General features: G+C 43.5%; 23 protein-coding genes. 14 read left to right on the top strand and 9 right to left on the bottom strand.

Annotated elements, in window-relative coordinates:
* The first annotated feature begins 60 nt into the window (after positions 1 to 60).
* A complete protein-coding gene (locus tag EIP89_RS06150) occupies positions 61 to 4,938 on the top strand; it encodes a S8 family serine peptidase (RefSeq protein ID WP_160160538.1) in 4,878 nt (1,625 codons plus the stop codon).
* Positions 4,939 to 5,353: 415 nt separating this feature from the next.
* Here EIP89_RS06150 and tgt read toward each other — a convergent pair whose 3' ends face one another.
* From tgt to EIP89_RS06120, 6 genes are all read right to left on the bottom strand, one after another.
* Positions 5,354 to 6,487 carry a tRNA guanosine(34) transglycosylase Tgt gene (tgt, locus tag EIP89_RS06145; protein ID WP_124397794.1) on the bottom strand — a complete coding sequence of 378 codons (1,134 nt, stop codon included), beginning with the start codon at positions 6,485 to 6,487 and terminating at the stop codon, positions 5,354 to 5,356.
* Positions 6,487 to 7,068: a MiaE family protein gene (locus EIP89_RS06140; protein ID WP_124397793.1), complete on the bottom strand. Its 582-nt coding sequence runs from the start codon at positions 7,066 to 7,068 to the stop codon at positions 6,487 to 6,489. Before EIP89_RS06140 ends, tgt begins: the two co-directional genes overlap by 1 nt.
* 43 nt (positions 7,069 to 7,111) lie before the next feature.
* Positions 7,112 to 7,615 (bottom strand): SprT-like domain-containing protein, encoded by a 504-nt coding sequence (locus tag EIP89_RS06135; RefSeq protein ID WP_124397853.1) that lies wholly within the window; start codon positions 7,613 to 7,615, stop codon positions 7,112 to 7,114.
* Between the two features lie 207 nt (positions 7,616 to 7,822).
* Positions 7,823 to 9,277: an ATP-binding protein gene (locus EIP89_RS06130; protein WP_124397792.1), complete on the bottom strand. Its 1,455-nt coding sequence runs from the start codon at positions 9,275 to 9,277 to the stop codon at positions 7,823 to 7,825.
* Positions 9,278 to 9,362: 85 nt separating this feature from the next.
* Positions 9,363 to 10,436: an AMP-binding protein gene (locus EIP89_RS06125; RefSeq protein ID WP_124397791.1), complete on the bottom strand. Its 1,074-nt coding sequence runs from the start codon at positions 10,434 to 10,436 to the stop codon at positions 9,363 to 9,365.
* 8 nt (positions 10,437 to 10,444) lie between these two features.
* The gene (locus tag EIP89_RS06120; protein WP_124397790.1) at positions 10,445 to 10,681 is read right to left on the bottom strand and encodes a CDGSH iron-sulfur domain-containing protein; all 237 of its coding nucleotides are present in this window, start codon (positions 10,679 to 10,681) and stop codon (positions 10,445 to 10,447) included.
* Between the two features lie 189 nt (positions 10,682 to 10,870).
* Here EIP89_RS06120 and EIP89_RS06115 point away from each other — a divergent pair, with 189 nt between their 5' ends.
* The 6 genes from EIP89_RS06115 (at position 10,871) to pth (ending at position 13,971) form a co-directional block, all read left to right on the top strand.
* Positions 10,871 to 11,086: a hypothetical protein gene (locus EIP89_RS06115; RefSeq protein ID WP_124397789.1), complete on the top strand. Its 216-nt coding sequence runs from the start codon at positions 10,871 to 10,873 to the stop codon at positions 11,084 to 11,086.
* Entirely contained in the window at positions 11,067 to 11,375 is a 309-nt protein-coding gene (locus tag EIP89_RS06110; protein ID WP_124397788.1) for a rhodanese-like domain-containing protein, read from the top strand. The genes EIP89_RS06115 and EIP89_RS06110 overlap by 20 nt, the downstream gene beginning before the upstream one ends.
* Entirely contained in the window at positions 11,372 to 11,674 is a 303-nt protein-coding gene (trxA, locus tag EIP89_RS06105; protein WP_124397787.1) for a thioredoxin, read from the top strand. The genes EIP89_RS06110 and trxA overlap by 4 nt, the downstream gene beginning before the upstream one ends.
* A gap of 160 nt (positions 11,675 to 11,834) precedes the next feature.
* Positions 11,835 to 12,773, top strand: coding sequence for a ribose-phosphate pyrophosphokinase (locus EIP89_RS06100; RefSeq protein WP_371851062.1), 939 nt, complete (start codon positions 11,835 to 11,837; stop codon positions 12,771 to 12,773).
* Positions 12,774 to 12,787: 14 nt separating this feature from the next.
* Positions 12,788 to 13,381 (top strand): 50S ribosomal protein L25/general stress protein Ctc, encoded by a 594-nt coding sequence (locus EIP89_RS06095; protein WP_124397785.1) that lies wholly within the window; start codon positions 12,788 to 12,790, stop codon positions 13,379 to 13,381.
* Positions 13,382 to 13,401: 20 nt separating this feature from the next.
* On the top strand, positions 13,402 to 13,971 hold the full coding sequence (gene pth, locus EIP89_RS06090) for an aminoacyl-tRNA hydrolase (RefSeq protein WP_124397784.1): 570 nt from the start codon (positions 13,402 to 13,404) through the stop codon (positions 13,969 to 13,971).
* Here pth and xrtF read toward each other — a convergent pair.
* Both xrtF and EIP89_RS06080 read right to left on the bottom strand, forming a co-directional pair.
* Positions 13,960 to 14,505, bottom strand: a complete 546-nt coding sequence (gene xrtF / locus EIP89_RS06085) for an exosortase family protein XrtF (RefSeq protein WP_124397783.1) — start codon at positions 14,503 to 14,505, stop codon at positions 13,960 to 13,962. The genes pth and xrtF overlap by 12 nt on opposite strands.
* Positions 14,506 to 14,507: 2 nt before the next feature.
* The gene (locus EIP89_RS06080) at positions 14,508 to 15,065 is read right to left on the bottom strand and encodes an anthranilate synthase component II (RefSeq protein ID WP_124397782.1); all 558 of its coding nucleotides are present in this window, start codon (positions 15,063 to 15,065) and stop codon (positions 14,508 to 14,510) included.
* A gap of 95 nt (positions 15,066 to 15,160) precedes the next feature.
* On the opposite strand from EIP89_RS06080, the gene recF reads away from it, so the two are divergent.
* From recF to EIP89_RS06050, 6 genes are all read left to right on the top strand, one after another.
* Entirely contained in the window at positions 15,161 to 16,243 is a 1,083-nt protein-coding gene (gene recF, locus EIP89_RS06075; RefSeq protein ID WP_160160537.1) for a DNA replication/repair protein RecF, read from the top strand.
* Entirely contained in the window at positions 16,240 to 16,536 is a 297-nt protein-coding gene (locus tag EIP89_RS06070; RefSeq protein ID WP_124397780.1) for a DciA family protein, read from the top strand. The genes recF and EIP89_RS06070 overlap by 4 nt, the downstream gene beginning before the upstream one ends.
* 5 nt (positions 16,537 to 16,541) lie before the next feature.
* Entirely contained in the window at positions 16,542 to 16,976 is a 435-nt protein-coding gene (gene aroQ, locus EIP89_RS06065) for a type II 3-dehydroquinate dehydratase (protein WP_124397779.1), read from the top strand.
* A 173-nt stretch (positions 16,977 to 17,149) separates the two neighbouring features.
* Positions 17,150 to 17,815: a YceI family protein gene (locus EIP89_RS06060; RefSeq protein ID WP_124397778.1), complete on the top strand. Its 666-nt coding sequence runs from the start codon at positions 17,150 to 17,152 to the stop codon at positions 17,813 to 17,815.
* 125 nt (positions 17,816 to 17,940) lie between these two features.
* The gene (locus EIP89_RS06055; RefSeq protein WP_124397777.1) at positions 17,941 to 18,366 is read left to right on the top strand and encodes a hypothetical protein; all 426 of its coding nucleotides are present in this window, start codon (positions 17,941 to 17,943) and stop codon (positions 18,364 to 18,366) included.
* Between the two features lie 396 nt (positions 18,367 to 18,762).
* A complete protein-coding gene (locus EIP89_RS06050) occupies positions 18,763 to 20,709 on the top strand; it encodes an LruC domain-containing protein (protein WP_124397776.1) in 1,947 nt (648 codons plus the stop codon).
* Positions 20,710 to 20,789: 80 nt separating this feature from the next.
* On the opposite strand, the gene EIP89_RS06045 is transcribed toward EIP89_RS06050, so the two are convergent.
* Complete coding sequence (locus tag EIP89_RS06045; protein ID WP_124397775.1) at positions 20,790 to 21,257, bottom strand: energy transducer TonB; 468 nt, start codon at positions 21,255 to 21,257, stop codon at positions 20,790 to 20,792.
* 168 nt (positions 21,258 to 21,425) lie between these two features.
* Between EIP89_RS06045 and sucC the strand changes: the two genes are divergently transcribed.
* Positions 21,426 to 22,616: an ADP-forming succinate--CoA ligase subunit beta gene (gene sucC / locus EIP89_RS06040; RefSeq protein ID WP_124397774.1), complete on the top strand. Its 1,191-nt coding sequence runs from the start codon at positions 21,426 to 21,428 to the stop codon at positions 22,614 to 22,616.
* The last annotated feature ends 154 nt before the right edge of the window (positions 22,617 to 22,770 follow it).

Below are 22,770 nucleotides of genomic sequence, written 5' to 3'. Positions count from 1 at the left end.
CTTTTTGCGCCTAAGTTTGTAATTACGTTTCGCAATGTTAAAAAATCCGAACGAAGGAATATGAAAAAAGTTTTACTGTTGGCGCTCTATGCGATGTTGATGGGTTTTGACGGTGTATCGCAAAAGGCAACCATTCAATTGACCCACGGAAATTTCGCCTTTGATTACAACAAAGACAAACCCTCGATCTGGAAAGAGAAGATGGGGGAAGCGGTAAACGGAAAGTTTTATCGACTTATTCTTTTCCAAAATATTCCGGGTGTTCATTACCTGAATGCCCTTGAGAAGATGGGTGTTCACATGCTGGAGTATGTGCCAAGAAACGGCTATCTGGCTTCGATTTCTTCTGGAACAAATCTTCAGAAGGTATTTGAATACGGCGCGGTGTGTATAATGCCTGTGCCCTATGAACTGAAGGTGAGCAAGGAGATATATTTCAATGAATTGCCATCGTACACACTAGTTGATGACAAACATCTTCGGGCAGTGTTAGTGCCCTTTCGAAACCTTAGCATCGATGAATTTCTGCCTGCAGCTCAAGGGTTGATTAAGCGCACATTATTCATAAGTAAGCAAGACAATCTTGCGGAAGTAGTCGTAGAAAAGTCTGATATTTCAAAACTCACACAGTTGGCCGGATTGATGTTTGTGCAGCAAGCTGAACCTCCGGGGGAACCTGAGAACAAATTTGCGCGCGAAAACCATCGTGTGCAGAATGTCAATCACGGCAGATTGGCACCAGTTGGTTTCACAGGCGAAGGGGTAGTGGTGGGCATAGGCGATGATGGCGCCATTGGCCCACATGCCGATTACAAAGGGAGATTGCAACAACCATTCGCTACTGCAAGCACTGGTAATCACGGCGATCACGTGGCTGGTACTGTGTTCGGTGCCGGAAATGTCAACCCACAAGGCATGGGAATGGCTCCGGGAGCTGAGGTGTTCTATCGCACTTATCCGGGCAATCTTCAGAACATCGTAAGCGATTACAATCAAAACAATGTGCGCATCACTAATTCATCGTACAGTGATGGGTGCAACACCGGATATACCAACAACGCGCGCAACATGGATATTCAGACGCGCCAGCTGCCTTCGTTGCTGCACGTATTTTCAGCAGGAAATAACGGAACTCAAAATTGTAATTTCATCACTGGCTGGGGTAATATAACAGGCGGGCACAAGCAGGCTAAAAACGTAATAGCTGTAGGCAATATCAATGCTCTTGACTCAATCAATAGCTCCAGTAGCCGAGGTCCTGCCCGTGACGGACGCGTGAAACCCGAAGTAGTAGCCAATGGTACCAGTGTGTTTTCGACCATCGATCCACATACCTATGCTTCTTTTACGGGTACATCAATGGCATCGCCAGGCACTGCAGGAACATTGGCAACCATATATCACGCATACAAGACATTTTATAACCAAGAACCCAAAAGTGCGCTCATCAAGGCCCACTTGATGAATACGGCCGAAGATCTCGGCAATCGCGGTCCGGACTTTCGATATGGTTTTGGCCGTATCAATGCCCGGCGAGCCATACAGGCCATTGAAAACAATCAAAATTTTTCGGATACCATTGTTCAAAATCAAACCAGAACCTTCACCATCGAACTACCAGCTAATGTGGCTCAGCTCAAAGTGATGCTCTACTATCACGACCGCGAAGCGCTGGCAAATGCCCAAAAAACCTTGGTAAACGACCTGGACATGACCGTCTCTTTCGGAAACACCACCTATTTACCCCTCATCTTAAATCCCGCTCCGAACGTGACAGCCCTCAACAGCGCAGCAGTACCAGGTATAGACAGCGTAAACAATGTGGAACAAATTGTGATCGATACGCCGGCTCAGGGTCTGTATACCATCACCATTACAGGTAAATCAGTACCCTTTCCTGCTCAGGAATTTTTCGTAGTTTACGATATAATTACTAATAACCCGATTCTCTCTTATCCCAACGGACCAGAAATAAGCTGGGAGCCCGGCAGCCAACAGATCATTCGTTGGGAAGCCCCAGCAGGTACTCAGCCTTTTCAACTTCATATTTCTGCCGATTCTGGCGCTACATGGGTGGCAATAAACACAAATATTCCGGCCTCGACACGACGATTTCAATGGACAGTACCGGCCAATCTCGCCGGGAGATATTGGATCAGACTTACAAGAGGCACCCAACAGGTGATTTCAGCCCATCCGGTGCATATCCTTGGTGCACCTCAAAACATCACGGTAAATAAAGCATGTCCTGATACCGTTACACTCACTTGGAATGCCGTGCCCAATGCTTTGGGCTACTACATCACGCGCCTTGGACAAAAATATATGGAAATTTACGACACCGTGGTAGGCCAAAATACTACCATAGCACATCTTACAGGCTTGAATTTCAACGACGAGGAATGGCTGAGCGTAATGGCTTACGGACCTAATGGCGCCATGGGCAACCGAGGTGTAGCTGTACGCAAAGCACCGGGGCTCTTCAACTGTACGGTGCAGCGCGATCTGGCGCTTGAGGATGTCTTTGATCTGCCAAACGGACACATCCCTTCGTGTAGTGCCGTTGACAGCATTCGGCCAATCCTGAGAATTAAGAATGTATCGACTGATGTGGTGAATAGTGCCGTTGTATCTGTATATAGCAATGGCAATCTGATCATTTCCGACACTATCACTACTGGCTTACCTACCTCAGGAAATTTCATCGACTACACATTCACAAAGCAATTTTTGATGCCCAATCAGCCTGTGGTAACCTTTAAAGTGGTGGTAAAAGGCTCTGGAGATCAAAATGCTATAAACGACACTTTGACTTATACTTCGGGTGTGTACAATGCCACATCGTTAGCTATTCCTTTTGAATCAAATTTTGATTCTGATACACTGTGCAGTGATAGTGCTGACTGCGGAATGACGGTGTGCACGATTGCTTCCTGGGCCAATTTGGCCAATTCCTCTCAGGATGATATTGACTGGAGGGTACATACCGGACCAACTGCGACGGCTGGTACCGGACCCACAGGCGATTATAACCTTAGTGGTCAGGGTCGTTACATCTACCTAGAGGCTACCGGCTGTGCGAATCAGACAGCGATATTATCGTCAAACTGTTTTACTGTAACCGGCCTTACCCTTCCCGAGCTGTCGTTCTGGTATCACATGTCAGGTCCGGCAATGGGACAACTGCAGGTGCAAGTGCTCGACAGCAATCGCTGGACTACAGTATGGCAGCGTTCCGGAAATCAAGGCAATGCATGGCTCAACGCCCGAATTAGTCTCATACCCTACATAGGCAAAAAGATTGCTGTACGCTTCCTTGGAACAACCGGTGGAAATACTTCCGATTTGGCGCTCGATCTCATCGAAGTTCGTCAGAATACACTTCCGCCAATCCCGGATTTTGCGCCCTCAGCTTTCGTAACCTGCCCACAGGCACCCGTAACGCTCAACGACCTTTCGACGGGAACGCCTACTCAATGGCAATGGACTATTACTCCAAATACCTTTACACTATTAAGTGGAACTACTCTAAATTCACAAAATCCGGTAGTTTCATTCAGTCAGATCGGAACCTATACAATAAAACTGGTTGCCACCAATTCCAATGGCTCTGATAGCATTACGAAAGTTAACGTGATAAACGTAACCGCCGGACAAAACCTACCTTTCTCACAAAACTTTCAGCCGCAGATCTTTCCTCCAGCCAATTGGGAAGTGGTAAATCCAGACAATGGTATTACCTGGAATCGACAGTCGCCCACGCCTCACACTACCGGCAACGCTTCTGCTCGAATGAACTTCTTTAACTACTCGGTTGTGGGAGAAGTTGACTTTTTGAATTTGCCGCTTATATCGCTTCTCAATACCACGCAACCGGCGTTGCTCTTTGATGTAGCCTATGCGCAATATCCTGGTTTTTCCGATAGTTTGGCCGTAGAAGCTGTGGGAGGTTGTGTTTCAAGTGCGTTTGTAGAAGTGTACAAAAGAGGTGGTACGCAACTGGCCACTGCGAATCCAAGCACCAATCAGTTTACGCCCACACAAGCGCAATGGCGCACCGATACAGTACTGCTCACACCGTTTGCCAATGGCCCGGTGAGACTGCGCTTTAAGGCGATCAACGGCTACGGAAACAACCTCTACATTACGAACGTGCGCATTGTTGATTTAGCTCAGGCACCACCTGTGGCCGCCTTCACTGTGCAGGCACCTCAGGGTGGAGTAATTTGCATAGGTGATACGGTGACATTTATCGATAACAGCCAAAACAACCCCGTGAGCTACAACTGGAATTTCGGTAATGGTGCTAACCCTGCCTTTGCCAATACGCCTGGTCCACATAAAGTGGTGTATCTAAATGGCGGACAAAAGACTGTGACGCTCAGTGTGCTGAATGCAAATGGAACTTCATCGGCCACCCAGACGCTCAACATTTTTGAAAATCCAACTTTTTCGCCTTCGATTGTTGTGAGTTTAGATACATTGACTTTTAGTGCGAATGTGGTTGGTACTTACGATTCGTTGCGTTGGAACTTCGGCGATGGAAACACATCGACACTGCCCAATGGAATCCATAAATATCAAACAGGCGGCACTTATACCGTGACGCTTATCGTTTATCACGCCTGTGGAACCTTGCAAAACACTTCGCAGGTTACGGTTTCCGGATTTTCGGTGGGAGAAGCTCCCCTGGCAGGATTCAGTTTGTACCCCAACCCTAATAAGGGTGATTTTACCTTACAGCTTCATCCTTCGCTGGTAGCAAAACGGATGAAAATAATAGATATAGCTGGCAGGGTAGTGTATGAGCAATCTCTCGACGACACTCAGACGAAAATAAATGTTTCCCTCAAGCACCTACCTTCAGGCATGTACACAGTGTCAGTTGAAGATCAGAAGGGTGGAGTTAAAAGACATCAGCTAATCATTGGTAAATAGTATTCTATACCCTTTGAGCAAGGTGTCCGGAACTTGCCGGACACCTTTTTTTTTTTTTTTTTTTTTTTTTTTTTAAGCTTTTTAAAGCTCAGGAAACTTTTCTGATTGGATGCATAAATTGTTGGATTTGTAAAGATTCTTTAAGGCGTTGGTAAGGTTAAAGCGAATCCCAAAATTCATTACTTAAGCTGGCTTTCAAGAATTGGCTAAGGTTTTCTGCAAAACAAGTCGACACATCCACTTTCGCAAATGCGTGAGGGATACGGCGGGCGCTCGTCAGAGCGGTGCGGAGGCAGCGCCCCTCGCTGCCGGAGCACGGAAGCGAAGCGTACCCCAAAGTAGCCCGACCCAGGCGAAGGCAGTGTAAGCTGCCTTGCCTGGGGCACGCCCAAATAAATAAAAAAATAAAAAAATTTCAGAGTCTGCGTGTAATGATGGGGAGTATGGTGCGCTTCCAGTCAGGGAAGGTTCCGGCAAGGATGTGAGAACGGGCCTCGCGTACGAGCCAGAGGTAGAATGCGAGGTTGTGGACAGAGGCGATCTGGCGCGCGAGGTACTCATCAGCCACAAAGAGGTGGCGCAGATAGGCCTTGGTGTAGAGGGTATCGACGCGGCTGATGCCAGCAGGATCGATGGGCGAGAAATCCTCGGCCCACTTGCGGTTTTTGATGTTGATGATGCCTTCGGTGGTGAAGAGCATGCCGTTTCGGCCGTTGCGGGTGGGCATTACGCAGTCAAACATATCGACGCCGAGGGCAATGGCGTTGAGGATGTTTTCGGGGGTGCCTACGCCCATGAGGTAGCGGGGCTTGTGAGCAGGCAGGATATCGGTGACCAGGTCGGTCATTTCGTACATGAGCTCGGGTGGTTCGCCTACCGAGAGACCGCCGATGGCGTTGCCGGGCATGTCTTTGGCAGCTATGTATTCGGCTGATTCGCGACGGAGTCGGGCTATGGTGCTGCCTTGTACGATGGGAAAGACGCTTTGGCCATAACCATATAGCGGCTCGGTTGTCTGCATACGGGCGATGCAGCGGTCGAGCCAGCGGTGGGTAAGATGCATACTCTCTTCGGCATAGCGCTCGTCGCAGGGCCATGGTGGGCACTCGTCGAAGGCCATGATGATGTCGGCACCGATGGCTCGCTGAATATCGATGACGCTCTCTGGGGTAAAGAGGTGATAACTGCCGTCGATGTGCGACTTGAAGCGAGCGCCCTCTTCAGTGAGCTTGCGGCTGTCGGCCAATGAAAAGACTTGATAACCACCGCTATCAGTTAGAATGGGTCGCTGCCAGCCGATGAAGCGGTGTAGACCCCCGGCCTTTTTGAGAATCTCGGTGCCGGGCCTCAGATAGAGGTGGTAGGTGTTGCCGAGGATGATCTGTGCACGAATGTCGTCGGTAAGTTCGTATTGGTGTGTGGCCTTTACGGTACCGGCTGTGCCCACCGGCATGAAGATAGGTGTCTCTATCTGGCCGTGATCCGTAGTGATACATCCGGCCCGGGCTTTGGAGTGCGGGTCGGTGGCCTGAAGTTGGAAGGTAAGCATCAGCCGTGGATGTGTTCTTTTTTTCCGAAATCGCGAATTACTTCAGCCTCGAAGTCGAGGAGCGCTTGCCACATGGCATCGACGCGCTCGCGGCCACCGTATTTGCGCGCAAAAGTGAGGAAGGTGGTGTAGTGGCCGGCTTCAGAGGCCATGAGGCCCCGATAGAAGCGGGCGAGGTCTTCGTCTTGAATGTTTTCGCTCAGCACCTTAAAGCGTTCGCAGCTGCGCGCTTCGATAAGGGCAGCTATCAGCAAACGCTGGAGCAATCGCTCGAGACGGTCGCCGGTTTTTGGGAAGAACTGATTAATGCGGGCTACATATTCGTCTTTGCGCTCACGGCCGAGCTTGAGGCCTCGCTCCAATATGCGCTTGTGAACCTGCTCGAAGTGGGCCATCTCTTCGCGGGCCAGGGCAGCCATCTCTGCGACCAGTTCGGGATACTCCGGAAAGCTGACGATAAGTGATATGGCTGTAGAGGCCGCCTTCTGTTCGCAATAGGCGTGGTCAGTGAGGATTTCTTCGATGTTTTGAGAGGCGATGTCTGCCCAGCGGGGGTCGGTTGGCAGGCGAAGTCCGAGCATGTGTGCTTTAAAAATTTTTGCGCAAAGGTAAGCTTGGCAATGTTTAGCGCGAGGGACGAGACTTGACTGAGGGTTTCGGCTGAGATTCACTGAGGTAGCTATCGATGGCTTGCAACAAATCTCTATCGCGGAAGTGCGTAGTCGCAGGATTGGCCATGTGACTTCGCACGTGGGTGATGATGGCGGGCGGAAAGATATCGGTGTGCAAAAGGGGCTTCATCAATTCTCGAAAGATGGACTTCCACTCGGGTCCGTGCGGCTTGATCTTTTGTCCATATTTCACCCTTGCTACTAAATGAGCATATTCATGGATGAGGGTGATGAGAAAGTTGTACTTGTCGAGGTTGCCATTGATGTAGATGGCATGGCGCCTGCGTTTTTCGTCGTAAAAGTACAGACCTGCACGCGAACGCTTAGGTTTGGTGATTTTTAGAAAAAGGGTGTGCTGATTGAGCAAGCCTTCTACGTAGTGATAGGCCTTATCGGGGATGTATTTGACTAAAGGCGCCCAAAGGGAGGGAGTACCTGTAGGAGGTTTAGCGTTCATGGGAATAAGAAGTTCGTACACTGGGGCAATCGCAGGGTTTCATTAGGCGACAGGAGGATGAAAAAAGTATGATCGCCAAAATTGTAAATACCATTTTATTTGTTTTCATAATCGTAAAAATTTTCGGAAGATTTAAGTGCAAAATTTTGAATTTTTACTCAAGTTTAATGGAATGAAATATGTCTTAAACATCTTTTCATTAATTCATTACAAAAGTAAAAACCAACGTAAAGGTAATTTTATTGCATTTTCTATTAAATTCGGTTCTGAAATTCCTTCTGATACCAATATTCCATATCTGCATTTTATTTTCGATTTTGTAACTTGTCTTGATGAAGATTTTTTAGTGCCAACTTCCAATAAAATGGGAGTATCTCTTGTTTCAATAACGAAATCAGGATTCACTTGGTCTTCGCCAGAAACGAATGACAAAATGCCTTCAACTAATATTCTTCTGAGGTATAAAACAACTATGTCTTCCAGCAATTTACCTCTATAATGCTCAGGCAAATCCTTGCCAAAGAGTGTGGAGAGTAATGCCCTTCTCAATGATGGAGACATGAAAAACGCTTTCTTGTTTTTTACTACTCGTGCATCGATACCACCATATGGAAACAAAATATTCAAAATCTCTGCATCTGCAAGTATCTTAATGATATCATTTATTTCATTTTGTCTTAGTCCAAGTATTTGAGATAATTTTTCTGTATTTAATTCATCTGAAGCTGCTAGTCGCAGTAATAGACGTTCGATTTTTACATGTTCAATATAGGAGGGTTTTAATTTTTGAATGTCTTCAAGTATTACTCGTTTTAATAAATCGAGAATGCTATCCGTAATAGTGTATTTGTCTTTGTAAAAAAGAAAGCTGGGAATGTTTTGATAACTTATAAATCCTTGAATCAGTTCTCGTAAGTTGTAGGAGCTATTACTCTCTATTTTGAGAAAATAATTATCTACTTTGGTTTTTAAATCTTGAATTTTTTTAAATGATTCATTAGCCGTTTCGGCATAAAACAAGGCTTCTTTTAAAAATTTGCTTAAATCCTTTTCAGGAGGAATCATCTTTCCTTTGTGCTCAGGATGTGTTTTGGCGGAAATAAATTCATTGAACTTAAATGGATAAATTTTTTCAATTCGCCAACGTCGAGCTAAATCAACTGTTTGGTTCAAGTGCAGAGCCGAAGAACCAGTACACAGTATAAATGCTGAGCGCGCATCTTCGTAAAGAATTTTGAGTGTATTTGCCCAATTTTCATCGTCGTGCACTTCATCAAAAAGCAGCGTAATAGGTTCTGTAGCTTCAACAAATCGCTTTTTGAGTATTTGACGTTGAAATTCTTCTAATACCTGATACAAACTAATGCCAATGCTTTTAAGAATATTTACATTAAAGAAGAAAATGTTTGTTTGATGATTATTGTAAATGTATTCGGCAGTGTGCCACATGAGGGTTGTTTTTCCCACACCGCGCAGTCCGGCTAATGCAATAAACCGAGGTTCAGCACCTGAAGAAAAAAAATCATTTGCGTATTTTCTTAATAATAAAAAAGCCGACCTCGAGGGGTATTTTAAATTGGTGAATGGATGAATCAATCTGCTTTGAATAGCAGATTTTGAAACACGTGTATTTTTGAGATAATGTTCTAAATGGTCTTCCATCAATTCACAAAAGTAAGTATCAACAAATCCAATATATGATTCAGTAGAAGGTGTGAATAAAAAAACTCAACACGTGTTAATTTATTCACAGCTGTTTAGAAAAAGTTTCTTGAGTCCATTCCTTAATTTTAATCCGATCAAGTTTACCCGTTGGCGTGACGGGAAGTTGTGGAACGGTTGTATAGACTCGAGGCAGCAGGTGTTTTAGAAGGCCTTTTTTGGAGGCAATTTTTTCAAGGGTGCTTTTTAAATCATCAGAGTCGAGTGCCATCGGGCTTTCTATCACCATAGCTACAGCCTCGCCCAGACGCTCATCAGGTACTGATGTGATGATAAATCGCTTATCGGGCAAAGCCTCAGAAAGTTGAGCTTCGAGGAATTCCGGATGTACTTTTACACCTCCTGAATTAATAACAAAATCAGCTCGACCGCGCCATACAAATGATGTCGGGCTTTGCAAATTGACAACATCGCCGGTAGTAATAAAGTCTGCCGTGATGCCGGGATAATGGATCCACAGTCGCGACTGCTCATCTACCCGAATGTGAACGCCCGGCAGAGTGGTGTAAAACTCCTGGTATTCAGGAGCTAGTTGGCGCAAGGCAAAATTGGAAAGCGTTTCAGTAGCGGCAAAGGATTGATAGACGGCATGTTTGGCCTTTTGGCGAATGGTGGAGAGCATTGCGTCGGAAATTGCCGATCCGCCCAGCAGCAAAGTTTGAATAGAATCAAGCACATGTGTACTCTCGCTTACCTGTGCTGGCGTAAGTGCCGCAAAATCGATATCTGGTAAGTCTGGCAATCTCAACGTTGGTTTATTCCACAGCAGTTTCCACTTGAAGTGCATGGCTCGCAGCAGCATCATGCGACCCGCTATGTAGCGCAGCGGGAGCGCAAGTGCTGCAGTGATGCCTTCACCCAAATTCAGCGCTTTGGCAGTGCCTTCAATGCTTGTACTTACGGCTCTGCGGCTAAAGGTGAAGGTCTTAGGTGTACCGGTGCTGCCTGATGTAGTAACTTTTAAGAAATCTGGATTCAGCGTGTAATAAAAGTCAAACGTTTCTCGGAAGATATTGGCTTCTTCTTGTCCCAAAACAGCTTGTAATTTGGGTAATAGTTCATTGAGATTTGGTGGGGTGGAAAAGTCGATGTACAGCATGTATGCTATCAGAGGTTGCGGTGAGAGCCATCACAACGGGGGGCCTTGCCAGAATGTTTGCACCCACACCAAGCCACTCTGCCAGGCTCGGTGAGTTCTACCATTACAGGGCGAAATTCCGATCCCTTGTGGCTGCCGTCACAAAAGGGCTGTTTTTGACTCTTACCACAGGCACACCACCAGTACTTTCCTGGTTGCATCTCAAGCACATAAGGCGATTTTTGAGCGATTTCAGGATTTGGCATTTTTTTGAATTTAATGGCTAAAATAAACAAGGATCTAACACCGAAATCTTTGTCATAACCAGGTCTTGTGTAAGTATGGAATTTAAATGATGGTTTTTTCGTTTAGTTTGTAAGATTAATTTTAAAGGTGAGGTCACAAACGGTTCCTTTGGAGCATCCATATTTTTGTGACTTTCAAAAAGAGAAAAGATGATCAAAACATGGCATTATAAATTGCTGGGAGCCATAGTGGGCTTAATTGGTGGTTTGGTTTACTACTATAAAGTAGGTTGCATGGGCAGCTGTGCAATTTGGTCTAATCCTTTTATATCGGCAGGCTATGGATCTTTGTTAGGATACTTGGGGATTTCTATGTTTGTGGATTCAAAAAAAGAACCTTCTAAAAATGACTCATCTCAGTCCTAAAGAGTTTCACGACAAACTCGGTTTACCGGATCACGTCCTGATCGATGTACGCACACCTGCTGAATACCAACAAGGCCACATTAAAGGCGCCATTTTGGCAGATATTAATAATCCGACTGAATTTATGTCGGTAGTTGAAAAGCTCGATAAAAACAAACATTATCTGATTTATTGTCGCTCTGGAGCGCGTTCTACCAATGCGTGTGCATATTTAGAAAATAAAGGTTTTAAAAATGTATATAATTTGAGAGGTGGAATTCTCGAATGGGAATTTGACATCGAACAATGAGTACATTTAATGACCTGATCCGAAGCAAAGAATTAGTATTGGTTGACTTTTCAGCTGAATGGTGTGGACCGTGCAAAATGCAAGCCCCGATCTTAAAAGAGTTGGCATCTCAAGTACCAACTGATAAAGTAAAAATCATCAAAATAGATGTGGACCGCAACCAAGAGTTGGCAGCTCGAATGAATATAAGTGGAGTGCCTACTTTGGTGCTTTACAAAAACGGCCAACAGGTGTGGCGGCAATCGGGAATGATGCCCTTACACGGCTTAAAACAGTTGATTAATTCGTATTTGAACTAACTTTTCAAGAAAGAGGATGCCAAATACGAGCAGGTGAACAAGGTCGAAATTTTTAAAAATTAATTAAATAAAACTGAGGAATTAATTCAACTCCATACTGCTGAAAGTTGACTACATTTGCAGCCCCTTTTTGGGGCTGTTTTATTTTAAAAAAATCTGATTGCAGGTGATACCCAATGCCAAAATATTTTCAAGTAGAGGTTCCTATGCACTGGCTAAGAGAATAGCCGAGGCATACGGTCAGCCCCTTGGAAAAGTGATTTTTACAGAATTCAGCGACGGTGAGTATCAACCGTCGTTCGAAGAAACTGTACGTGGCAACAGGGTATTCCTGATAAGTTCTACCCATCAGCCCAACGACAATTTGATCGAGCTGCTGCTTATGATTGATGCAGCCAAGAGAGCTTCAGCAAAGCACATTACTGCAGTTATTCCCTATTTTGGTTGGGCAAGACAAGACCGCAAAGACAAGCCCAGAGTGCCTATCGGTGCCAAGTTGATGGCTGATCTCATCACAGCAGCGGGTGCTACCCGCATTATGACGATGGATCTACATGCCGATCAAATTCAAGGGTTCTTCGAAATACCGGTGGATCATCTGTATGCTTCTTCGCTTTTTCTGCCCCATATACAAAGCTTACATCTCGAGAATCTCACAATAGCATCGCCCGATATGGGTGGCTCTAAGCGTGCCAATGCGTATGCCAAAGCACTGGGCGCTGAAGTGGTCATTTGCTACAAGCAGCGAAAGAAAGCTAATGAAATCGAAAAAATGACCGTAATCGGCGACGTGCGCGATCGTAACGTAATCTTGGTGGACGATATGGTCGATACGGCCGGCACCCTGACCAAAGCAGCAGATATGCTTATGGAAGAAGGTGCCCGCAGCGTGATGGCCTACTGCACGCATCCGCTGCTAAGTGGTAACGCCTATGAAAAGATCGAAAACTCGGCCTTGTCAAAACTCGTAGTGACCGATACCATTCCACTTAAAAAGCCATCTGACAAAATTGAGGTTATTTCGATCGCTGAAATGTTTGCCTCAGTTATGAAAAAAGTTCATTATCATCAGTCAATAAGCGATTCATTTATTATTTAAAATCATCGAACACAATGAAGTCTATACAAATCAGCGCCAAAAAAAGAACTGAACTCGGTGGGTCGTCGGCAGCTCGTCTTCGCAAAGAAGAAAATGTGCCCTGTGTACTCTACGGAGGTGAAGAACCCATCCACTTCTATGCACATAAGAATGCCTTCAGACACCTGGTCTATACGCCTGAAGTAAAGGTAGCTGAAATCGACATTGAAGGTCAGACTTATCGTGCCATTATGCAGGATGTGCAGTTCGATCCTGTTACTGACGCCCTTCTGCATATCGACTTTATTCAGCTAGTTCCCGGTAAACCTGTAACCGTTGAAATGCCAGTAAACCTTACAGGTAACGCTCGTGGTGTGCGTGCCGGTGGTAAGCTTAAGCTCGTACTTCGCAAAGTAAAGGTGAGAGCTCTGCCAGAGAATCTGCCAGATTCCATTACCTACGACATCACAAACCTGCGTGTAGGTCAAAGTGTACGCGTGGCTGATTTGGCTACTAATGGTTATGAAATTCTAAACGCTCCTTCAGCAGTGCTCTGCTCTATTAAGACTACACGTAATGTGGTGAAGGATGCTGATGAGGAAACCGAAACTGCTGAAGCCACAGCTTAATTAGCTGAAGCTCATAGCGAGTGAAAAAGTACCTGATTGCCGGGCTTGGAAACATAGGTTCGGAGTACGTATTCACAAGACATAATATCGGATTCATGACGCTCGACCGATTGGCGCATCGGTCGGGCGTTCCTTTTTCGTTGCAGCGTCATGCTTACGTTGGTCAATACACTTTAAAGGGAAATCAGATTATCCTTATTAAGCCTACAACCTATATGAACCTCAGCGGTAAGGCGGTGCACTATTGGCTCGAAGCAGAAAAAATTCCGATTGAAAATCTTCTGGTAGTAACTGATGATATTGCTTTGCCATTTGGCACGTTGCGTTTGCGCATCAAGGGTTCACCAGCTGGGCATAATGGCCTTAAAAACATTGACGAATGGCTCAATACTCAGCAATATGCCCGACTAAGAGTAGGTATTGGCAATGATTTTCCCAAAGGAAAACAAGTAGAGTACGTACTTGGTCGATTTACGGACGCTCAAACCCTGGAACTACCTGCTTTGCTGGATCGCGCGGCTGATTGCGTTGAATCCTTTGTGTTGGCAGGTGCACATGCTACTATGAATAAATTTAATTCAGTGGGCTGAAGCCTTTTCAACTTTTGGGCTTTCTGTTTTATTTAACCGAGCCCACCAAAACCATAGCAATAAAATCACACCGTAGATAATTCCGGTAAAAAAGTATTTGTGAAAGAAGTGCATGTGTCGGGCGTAATCGACCGCAATTACGGCAAGCAAGATGAGCCGAATTTGATTTAAAACATAAATAATCAAAAACCCTAAAGGAATAAACCAAAGCATCTTGCGCCAGTTGCCTTGAAAGGCTACTATGAAAACCAAAAAAAGCACTGCCAAAATAAATCCATTGCACCCTTCGAATACCGATATGGCGTATTGATCCTTCCAATAGATATCAATGCTTGGGTAACCTTCTGTAGGAAATTTTTTTACATCAAAACCCAGAAATTTCATAATTCCATAGGTGTGGTTAGCTGTCCACTCTGTGAGAGGATCGGCTACAGGGTGATACTTTTTAATAAATAAGCCGTATAGAATGCTAGAAATCGCGTAAAAAGCACCAAAGCGCAGAAGGAAAAAAATGGTTGGCTTGAATTCTTTCATCTTTAAAGTGAATTTATCCAGTTTTGTATCATCTTCAGCCCGTAGGTAGTCATTATGCTCTCAGGGTGAAATTGTAGCCCAGTCAAATGTAAATGTTCGGAATAAATGGCCATAGGTATGTTTTCTGAATTTTCGGCCACTACCTCTACAATCGATGGTACACTTTCTATAGCCCAAGAATGATATAATCCGACTTCTGTGGGCATTTCGATTTCTTGAAAAATTGGTATGTTTTTGAAAGTAATCTTGTGAGCTACGCCGTGATAAGGCATGGGTAGTTTTCTGAGGTGACCACCAAATGCCTCAGCTATAGCTTGATGACCTAAACAAATACCCAAAATAGGCCTTTTGCCCGCCCACTTCGAAATTACATCCATGAGGGCTCCTGCCTCTGAGGGTATTCCCGGGCCGGGCGAAAGAACAATGCCACTGTACTGCCCGATTTTATCTACAACCACTTGATCGTTGTACGCCACTTCTACATCTACATCGCACATTTTCAAGTAATTCCAAAGATTGTAGGTAAATGAATCGTAATTGTCGAGCAGCAGCAGTTTCACTGGTTGAGTTTAATTAAGTCAAACAAAAGTACACTACTCTGCAGACCCTTAGCTTTGCGCATGTGAGCCAGCTGTTGTTACTTTCACTTAATGTATTGAATTTCAAAAATTGGGAAGAGGTATCCTTAAACTTTTCTCCTTCGATCAATTGTTTTCTCGGCGCCAATGGGGTAGGGAAGACCAACTTGCTCGATGCTATTCACTATCTGTGTACAACTAAATCTTTCTTGACCAACACAGATGCTCAAGCCATGAAGCACGGTGCTGATTTTTTTATGGTAAAGGGTCTCTTTACGAGGGCTGAGCAAGAAGAAGAAATTTTGCTCTCACTGCGCAAAAACGATAAAAAGCTCCTTAAGCGCAACGATGTAGAATACCAAAAACTTTCGGATCACATCGGGTTGCTACCGGTAGTGGTGATTTCGCCACTGGATACAAACCTAATATACGAAGGCAGCAAAGAGCGTCGGAAGGTTACAGACCTGATTTTGTCATTAGCCGACTCGCACTATTTGCACCAGTTGATTCGATACAACAGACTACTACAGCAGCGTAACACCTACCTAAAAGAAACCGTACCCCTACGAAAGTGTAGTCTTGAGATTCTGGAGTTGTACACCGAACAAATGGAACCTCTGGCCGAATACATCTATTCCGTGCGCAGCCAGTTTTGGGAAAAAACAGCCAAATGGCTTTCAGAGTTTTATTCACAAATAGCTAATTCTACGGAAGACATTTCGGTAGCCTATCAGAGCGACTTAGCACAAGGCAATCTTGCTGCCATGCTTCGCGAAGCTACAGCACGCGATATGGATGTGCTCTATACAACTAAGGGCATTCACAAAGACGATATCGACATGCGCATCAATGGATTTCCATTGAAAAAATTCGGAAGCCAGGGACAGCAGAAGTCCTATCTTATTGCCCTTAAATTAGCCATGTATGCCGTGCTGCGAGAAAAAACCGGAATGCCTCCAATTCTACTTTTCGACGATATTTTTGACAAGCTCGACCGAAACCGCACTGCCAACGTGATACGACTGGTGCGCGACATGAACTTTGGGCAAATTTTCCTTTCAGATACCGATCCAGAGCGAAGTGTACAGATAGCCAACCAGTTTCACGGCAATGCCCGTTTCTTTCACATTCACTCTGACCAAAAAATTCACATCGAATGAAGCGAAAAAACGAATTAAGCCTTGGCGAAGTACTTCAACTACTTAAAAAGAAATACGGTTGGGGTGATAAGATGATGGAAGTAGCAGCTAAAAATGCATGGTACCGTATCTTAGGTCCGGTGGCACAAAATCATACCATAAACATCTCCTACGAGCGACAAACCCTTACCATACACCTCAACTCTTCAGTACTTCGAGAAGAACTTTGGATGTACAAAGAAAAATTGATCAAAGCCATCAACGAAGAAATTGGACAAGAAGAAATAGTGGTGAAAAACATCGTTTTACTGTAATTCCCATGAAAATTTTAATTATTAACGGCCCTAATCTCAATTTACTTGGTATAAGGGAAACCGCCATTTATAGTAGCCAGAGCTGGGAGGACTTTATAAAGCCTTTGCGCTTGAAATACGCTCAGAAGTCGATCGAACTTTACGACTGGCAGAGCAATGTGGAGGGTGATATCATTTCAAAACTCCATGAGGCTGATTATTGGGTGGATGGAATCATACTCAATGCCGGTGGATATACCCACACCTCAGTAGCCATAGGCGATGCCGTAAAAGCAATCTCTAAGCCCGTGGTAGAGGTGCATATATCAAACATCGCTGCACGTGAATCTTTCAGACATACGTCCTACATTTCGCCACATTGTGTAGGGGTAATTTTTGGATTCGGTCTTATGTCGTACGTTTTGGCCATTGAGTATTTTATTTTGAAAAGTAAAGAATAAACTACAATATTACAAAGTTTTTAATCGTTCGATATTTTTGTTATTTAGCCTTTTACATCCATTTTTATTCATCTTTATTTAACTTAAATTTAATGTATTAATTGTAGATACATGCTTTTTTGATTGCAGAAAATAACTATTTTTGTTCTAAGTTTATAAAACAAATAAAGCGTATGAAAATCCACAATCTCGCGTCACTTTCTCTAATTGCCACTTTACTTTGGTCATGTGGTGGTAGCAATACAGAAGCTGTAGAAACTACTGAAGCTCAAGAAGTGCCTGCTTACCTATCGGCCACTCAGGCTAATGTAGATATAGCCGGTAGCACTGTGAACTGGAAGGGCTTTAAAACCTACTCTGGAGACTTTCACATCGGTACAATTAACATTCAGGAAGGTGTGTTTCAGTTGCAAGATGGCAAGCTGGTAGGTGGTCGCTTCGTAATCGATATGAATTCAATCGTCTGCAAAGACCTTGAAGACACCATGTACAATGCAAAACTCGTTAATCACCTGAAGAGCAATGACTTCTTCGCCGTTGATTCTTTCCCCACTGCTGTATTTGAAATCACAAATGTGGCTGAAGAGGCAAATGCCGAAAAGGGAACATCTCACCTCATCAGTGGTAACCTCACCATTCGCGGTATTACTAAAAACATAACCTTCCCTGCTACTGTAACTGTTAATGAAAACGGAGTAAGCCTCAGTGCACCTGAGTTTGGCGTAAACCGCACACAATTCAACGTGATGTTCCGTTCATCAGGCATCAAAGGAGTTCTTAAAGATCAGTTGATCGACGACAACTTCTTGCTGACCCTCGATGTAAAAGGGAATATCTAATCTATTTGTATTTGATAAGTTTTAAAAGCCGCTCTTATTAAGGAGCGGCTTTTTTATTTCACTCAGATGCAGTAGTATGGATTTATCATGAAATAGCCAATTTCGTATTCCATACTTTCTAATATATGAAACATTTAAGCCTCTTCATTTTTATACTCGTATTTTCAAGTTTACTCTCGTTGCAAAAAGGATTAGCGACGAATCATCCCGAAAAAGTACGAATCACATTGACCCGAAATTATTATTCTAAGAATAGAAGTACAATCTTTTCGGTAAGCGCTGGTAATCAAATTACCTTACAACATCCGGATGAACCAAATAACAGACTGTATTTTTCAGTGAGTAGAAGTAGGTATATAACAGAGGATGGTATCGAAGGAATTGTTTTTGAGGTTGAACCAAATTCTTACGACATCAAAGGTTTTTACCTCTTCGAGTTACCAAACCTTACAACTACCAGAAATGGCGTAAAAGTTTCAATTGACGGGTATAATCTGCTGATCATAGTTGATAAAAACGGAATAGCAGAGTATTTCTACGCGTCATTTTAGTTTACGCTTTTGCGGCTGTTGGTTTATTCGTTCCCCAAATTTTTACAATAGATTTAATTCATAGATTTAGATTAAAAAAATGACAGGTAGTAAGTAATAAACTTATTACTTCTTTAAGATTAATACACCTTTAAACATCTTTTGGCAAATCATCACTTCCCACCAAATTCAGCAGTATTAAAACAAATTTCTTCTGATTCCTAACATATCTCATAAATACTTCTCTCTGAAATGTTGAAATTTGATAAGAAAAAGAAAAATAGTCATCTATGAGAAAAAATCTATAAATGGTAAAAATACCCAAATATGGAAATTTAATAAAATTGAACACATTGAAAATCAATACTATAAAAATTGGCATGCATTTGTACATATAACAGTAAACAGAAACAAACCATGAAAACAAGAATCATCTCTGCCATTTTAATACTTGCCGCATTGGCAGCTTGTAAAAAGAAAGTGGATGAACCAACACCTAATCCAGCAGGTAACTTTAATTTTGAAACAACCATACCAGGTAGTATTTCTCTCACTGCCACCCCTGAATACAAAGGAGCGATCGTGAAACTTTTTACTGCTGATCCCGATTCCGGTGGTTCGCTGCTGCAAACTATTAGACTCGACAACGATGGCAAATACATCTCATCCATCATTCTGCCCTCTTCTCTTAAGTCCGTCTTCTTAAAATCCTATTTTATTGGTTTACCAGGTGACATTGAAATTCCCATTGTAAACAAGAGCATCACCTATAACTTTTTTGCAGTTAATAAATCAACACCTTCCCTCACATTCAAAAACACACCAGCACCGATTGTGCACAATGGCATTGTTTATAAATTTATGGGAGGATTTAACATTCAAGGTTTACCCAATTATCTTGAGCCTGATCGCGATCAAATTAGTTCATCCTTTCTTCAGGCTGTAAATAATGCTTTACCCGAGCAAAGACCTGTTCCTCAATTTAATCCTCACTACATTCAGTCAGGTATTCAAACCGACGTACAGATTACCGAGTTGGCTGATGTTTATGTGACTGTAGTACACGAGGGTGCTGGCTATAGAAATGTTTTGGGCTACTATGTGTACAACACAAACAACCCGCCTACTTCTTTGTCCCAAATTGATACAATTCACCTGATCTTCCCCAACTATTCACTCAACGGTAGCGGTGGTGAATTACTGCCCGGTATGAAAGTAAAATTGGGAAGATTCCCTGCCGGAAAATCAATTGGATGGGTTTTGATACAAAATGCTTTCTCTCAGGGCAACACCACTAAACCTTCTACCGTTGTTCCTTCTAATACCAATTTCTTTTCAAAGCCCGCATTCAATCCTGAGACAAACATCAATCTCAAGCCACATATGGTGATGCTGAACTTTGCCGCTCAGTTTCAGCGTTTTGTAATTGGCTTTGAAGACTTGCGCAGAGACTGGTCGAGCTGTGATAACGATTTTAACGATGCAATTTTCTATGTGTCTTCAAACCCTGTAACTGCCATTAGCCAAGCTAACGTTCCCGTACCCGGCCCTGCTCCTGCTGACACAGATGGCGATGGAATCGCAGATATACTCGACGAATATCCTAATGATGCTACAAAGGCCTTCAATCAATACTTACCCTTCATAGACAGCTATTCATCTATCGCATTCGAGGATCTATGGCCATACATGGGCGACTATGACTTCAACGATTTGATTGTTAAAATGAACCTTAAAAACGTTTTAAACGCTCAAAATCAGCTTGTGGAGTCTGATTACAAATTCGTAGTTGACCACATCGGTGCCTCTTATCGCAATGGCTTCGGATTCCAGCTGCCATACGCTGAATCAGCTGTTCAGAGCGTATCCGGAGCAAAGCTTACCGAAAACATCATTACCATAAATGCTAAGGGTTTGGAAGCCGATCAAAATGCTCCTACAATAATTGTGTTTGACAATGCCTTCAAGCAATTAAGAGACACAATCACAATCAATATTAAATACAACAGTCCACAAAATCTGCAGCCAATGAACCAACTTGGACTGAATTACTTCGCCTTTGTGGACGGAAATCGCGGTAGAGAAATCCATCTCCTAGGCAAGCAACCAACTGCTTTAGCTAATACTGCACTGCTTGGTACTGGCGATGATATAACAGATGCTGACCGCTCTGTGACTTACAGAAACAAAGAAGGTTATCCTTGGGCTATGCTAATAAGCCACGATTACAAAGCTCCTAAGGAAAAAGTAAAAATTTGGGATGCATATCTGTACTTTAATACTTGGGTGAATACTATCGGTGTACAGCGTACTGACTGGTATGAAGACAAACCTGGGTATCGAAATTTGAACAATATTCAATAAATCAAAACGCAGAGATGAAAAGAAAAGCCGGACAATACGTCCGGCTTTTTTTTTTTTTTTTTTTTTATGTCTACATGAAATTAGTCATTCAAAGAAGCCTGAATAGGAATGGTAAATTTTACGCTTACAGGTTTGCCTTGTTGAGAAGCAGGTTTAATGCGAGGATTTAAGTCATTAATGCTGGCAACACTGGCAATAGCAGCCTGATCTAACAAAGGATGTGCTGACCTAGCTACTTCGATATCTTTTACGGTGCCATCCTCTGCAATTACAAAAGACACAAAAATTTTTCCTTGAATTTTTTCTTTTTTAGCTTCTTCTGGGTACACAAAGTTTTTAGCAACGTGTTTTTGTATGCCCTGAATTAAGCAGCTCAATCGGCCTTCTTCATCTTTGATGGATTCACAACCCGGAAAAACAGGCTTGTTGTCTACCTTCGCAATACTAAGTGCCTCACTTGAGTTGGCAGACTGGGCTTTGAGCACATTTGACAACACTAATGAAAATATTACAACAGCGAAGAAGAGTTTGTTTTTAACTGAATTCATAATTTGTACTGAATTTTGATTTCTTCAAAAATAAATAAAAAAATTGAATGAAATTCATAAAAAAATCTTATAGAAAAAAGCCGAATTTGAATAGTCTTTTAAAACAACATCTACAAACTCAAAAAACTGTCTTAAGACGATTACCTTTGGGCGCAAATTCAGAAGCAGATGAACTTACACGAATATCAAGGCAAAGAAATTTTAAGCTCTTTTGGTGTAGGCATTCAGAGGGGGATTGTGGCTACCACACCCGATGAGGCAGTAGAAGCCGCGAAAAAACTCAGTGAGCAGACCGGTACAAAATGGTGGGTGGTAAAAGCTCAAATACATGCCGGCGGCCGCGGAAAGGGTGGCGGGGTAAAATTGGCAAAATCCCTAGATGAGGTAAGAGAAAGAGCTTCTCAGATCATCGGGATGAACCTAGTAACTCCACAAACTCCAAAAGAGGGCAAAAAGGTACACCAGGTACTCATAGCGGAAGATGTTTACTATCCAGGCCCGAATCCGACCAAAGAAATATACATGAGCGTATTGCTCAACCGTCAGGTAGGCAGATACATGATCCTTTACTCGCCACAAGGCGGTATGGACATAGAAGAGGTAGCTGAAAATCATCCAGATCAGATTTTTACAGAAATCATTGACCCGGCTACCGGACTCTTAGATTTTCAAGCGCGCCGTATAGCCTTTAATCTGGGAATGGAAGGGCAGGCCTACAAAGAAATGGTGAAGTTTGTACATGCGCTTTACAAGGCCTTTATCAGCATCGACGCCAGTTTGTTTGAGATAAATCCAGTATTGAAAACTTCTGACGACCGCGTAATCGCTGTTGATGCCAAAGTGGTGCTCGACGACAATGGTCTCTTCCGCCATCCGGAGTATGCTGCTATGCGCGACATTCGCGAAGAAGACCCAACCGAGGTAGAAGCGCGCGAAGCTAACCTGAACTTTGTAAAGCTCGACGGAAATGTGGGCTGCATGGTAAATGGGGCAGGTCTTGCTATGGCTACGATGGACATCATCAAGCTCTCTGGTGGCAACCCTGCCAACTTCCTCGACGTAGGCGGTACTGCTGATGCTGCTCGCGTAGAAAAGGCCTTCCGAATCATCTTAAAAGATCCGAACGTAAAAGCCATATTAATCAACATTTTCGGCGGTATAGTGCGCTGCGACCGTGTGGCCCAAGGTATTGTGGATGCCTATCGTAACGTTGGTGAAATTCCTGTGCCGATCATCGTACGCTTACAAGGTACTAATGCTGAAGAAGCTAAGCAAATACTCGATACCAGTGGCTTGAAAGTACATTCTGTCATTGCTCTCCAGGAAGCTGCTGACAAGGTGAAAGAGCTTGTAGGATAAAGTCTTTTTTTAAAATTGCTTTATATGTCAAAAGAAGCTGTCCTAAAAGAGGGCAGCTTTTTTTTATCAGTTTTTAAATGGTATTTAATGTTACAAAAAATGAATTAGACTTAAAGCAGGTTTTTGGTAGTGATATTTCAAAAAATTGATTTTT

Source organism: Thermaurantimonas aggregans, assembly GCF_003851885.1.
Classification (GTDB): domain Bacteria; phylum Bacteroidota; class Bacteroidia; order Flavobacteriales; family Schleiferiaceae; genus Thermaurantimonas; species Thermaurantimonas aggregans.
The sequence above is the reverse complement of the archived record's forward strand: the minus strand, read 5'-3'. Positions and strand labels throughout refer to the sequence as shown.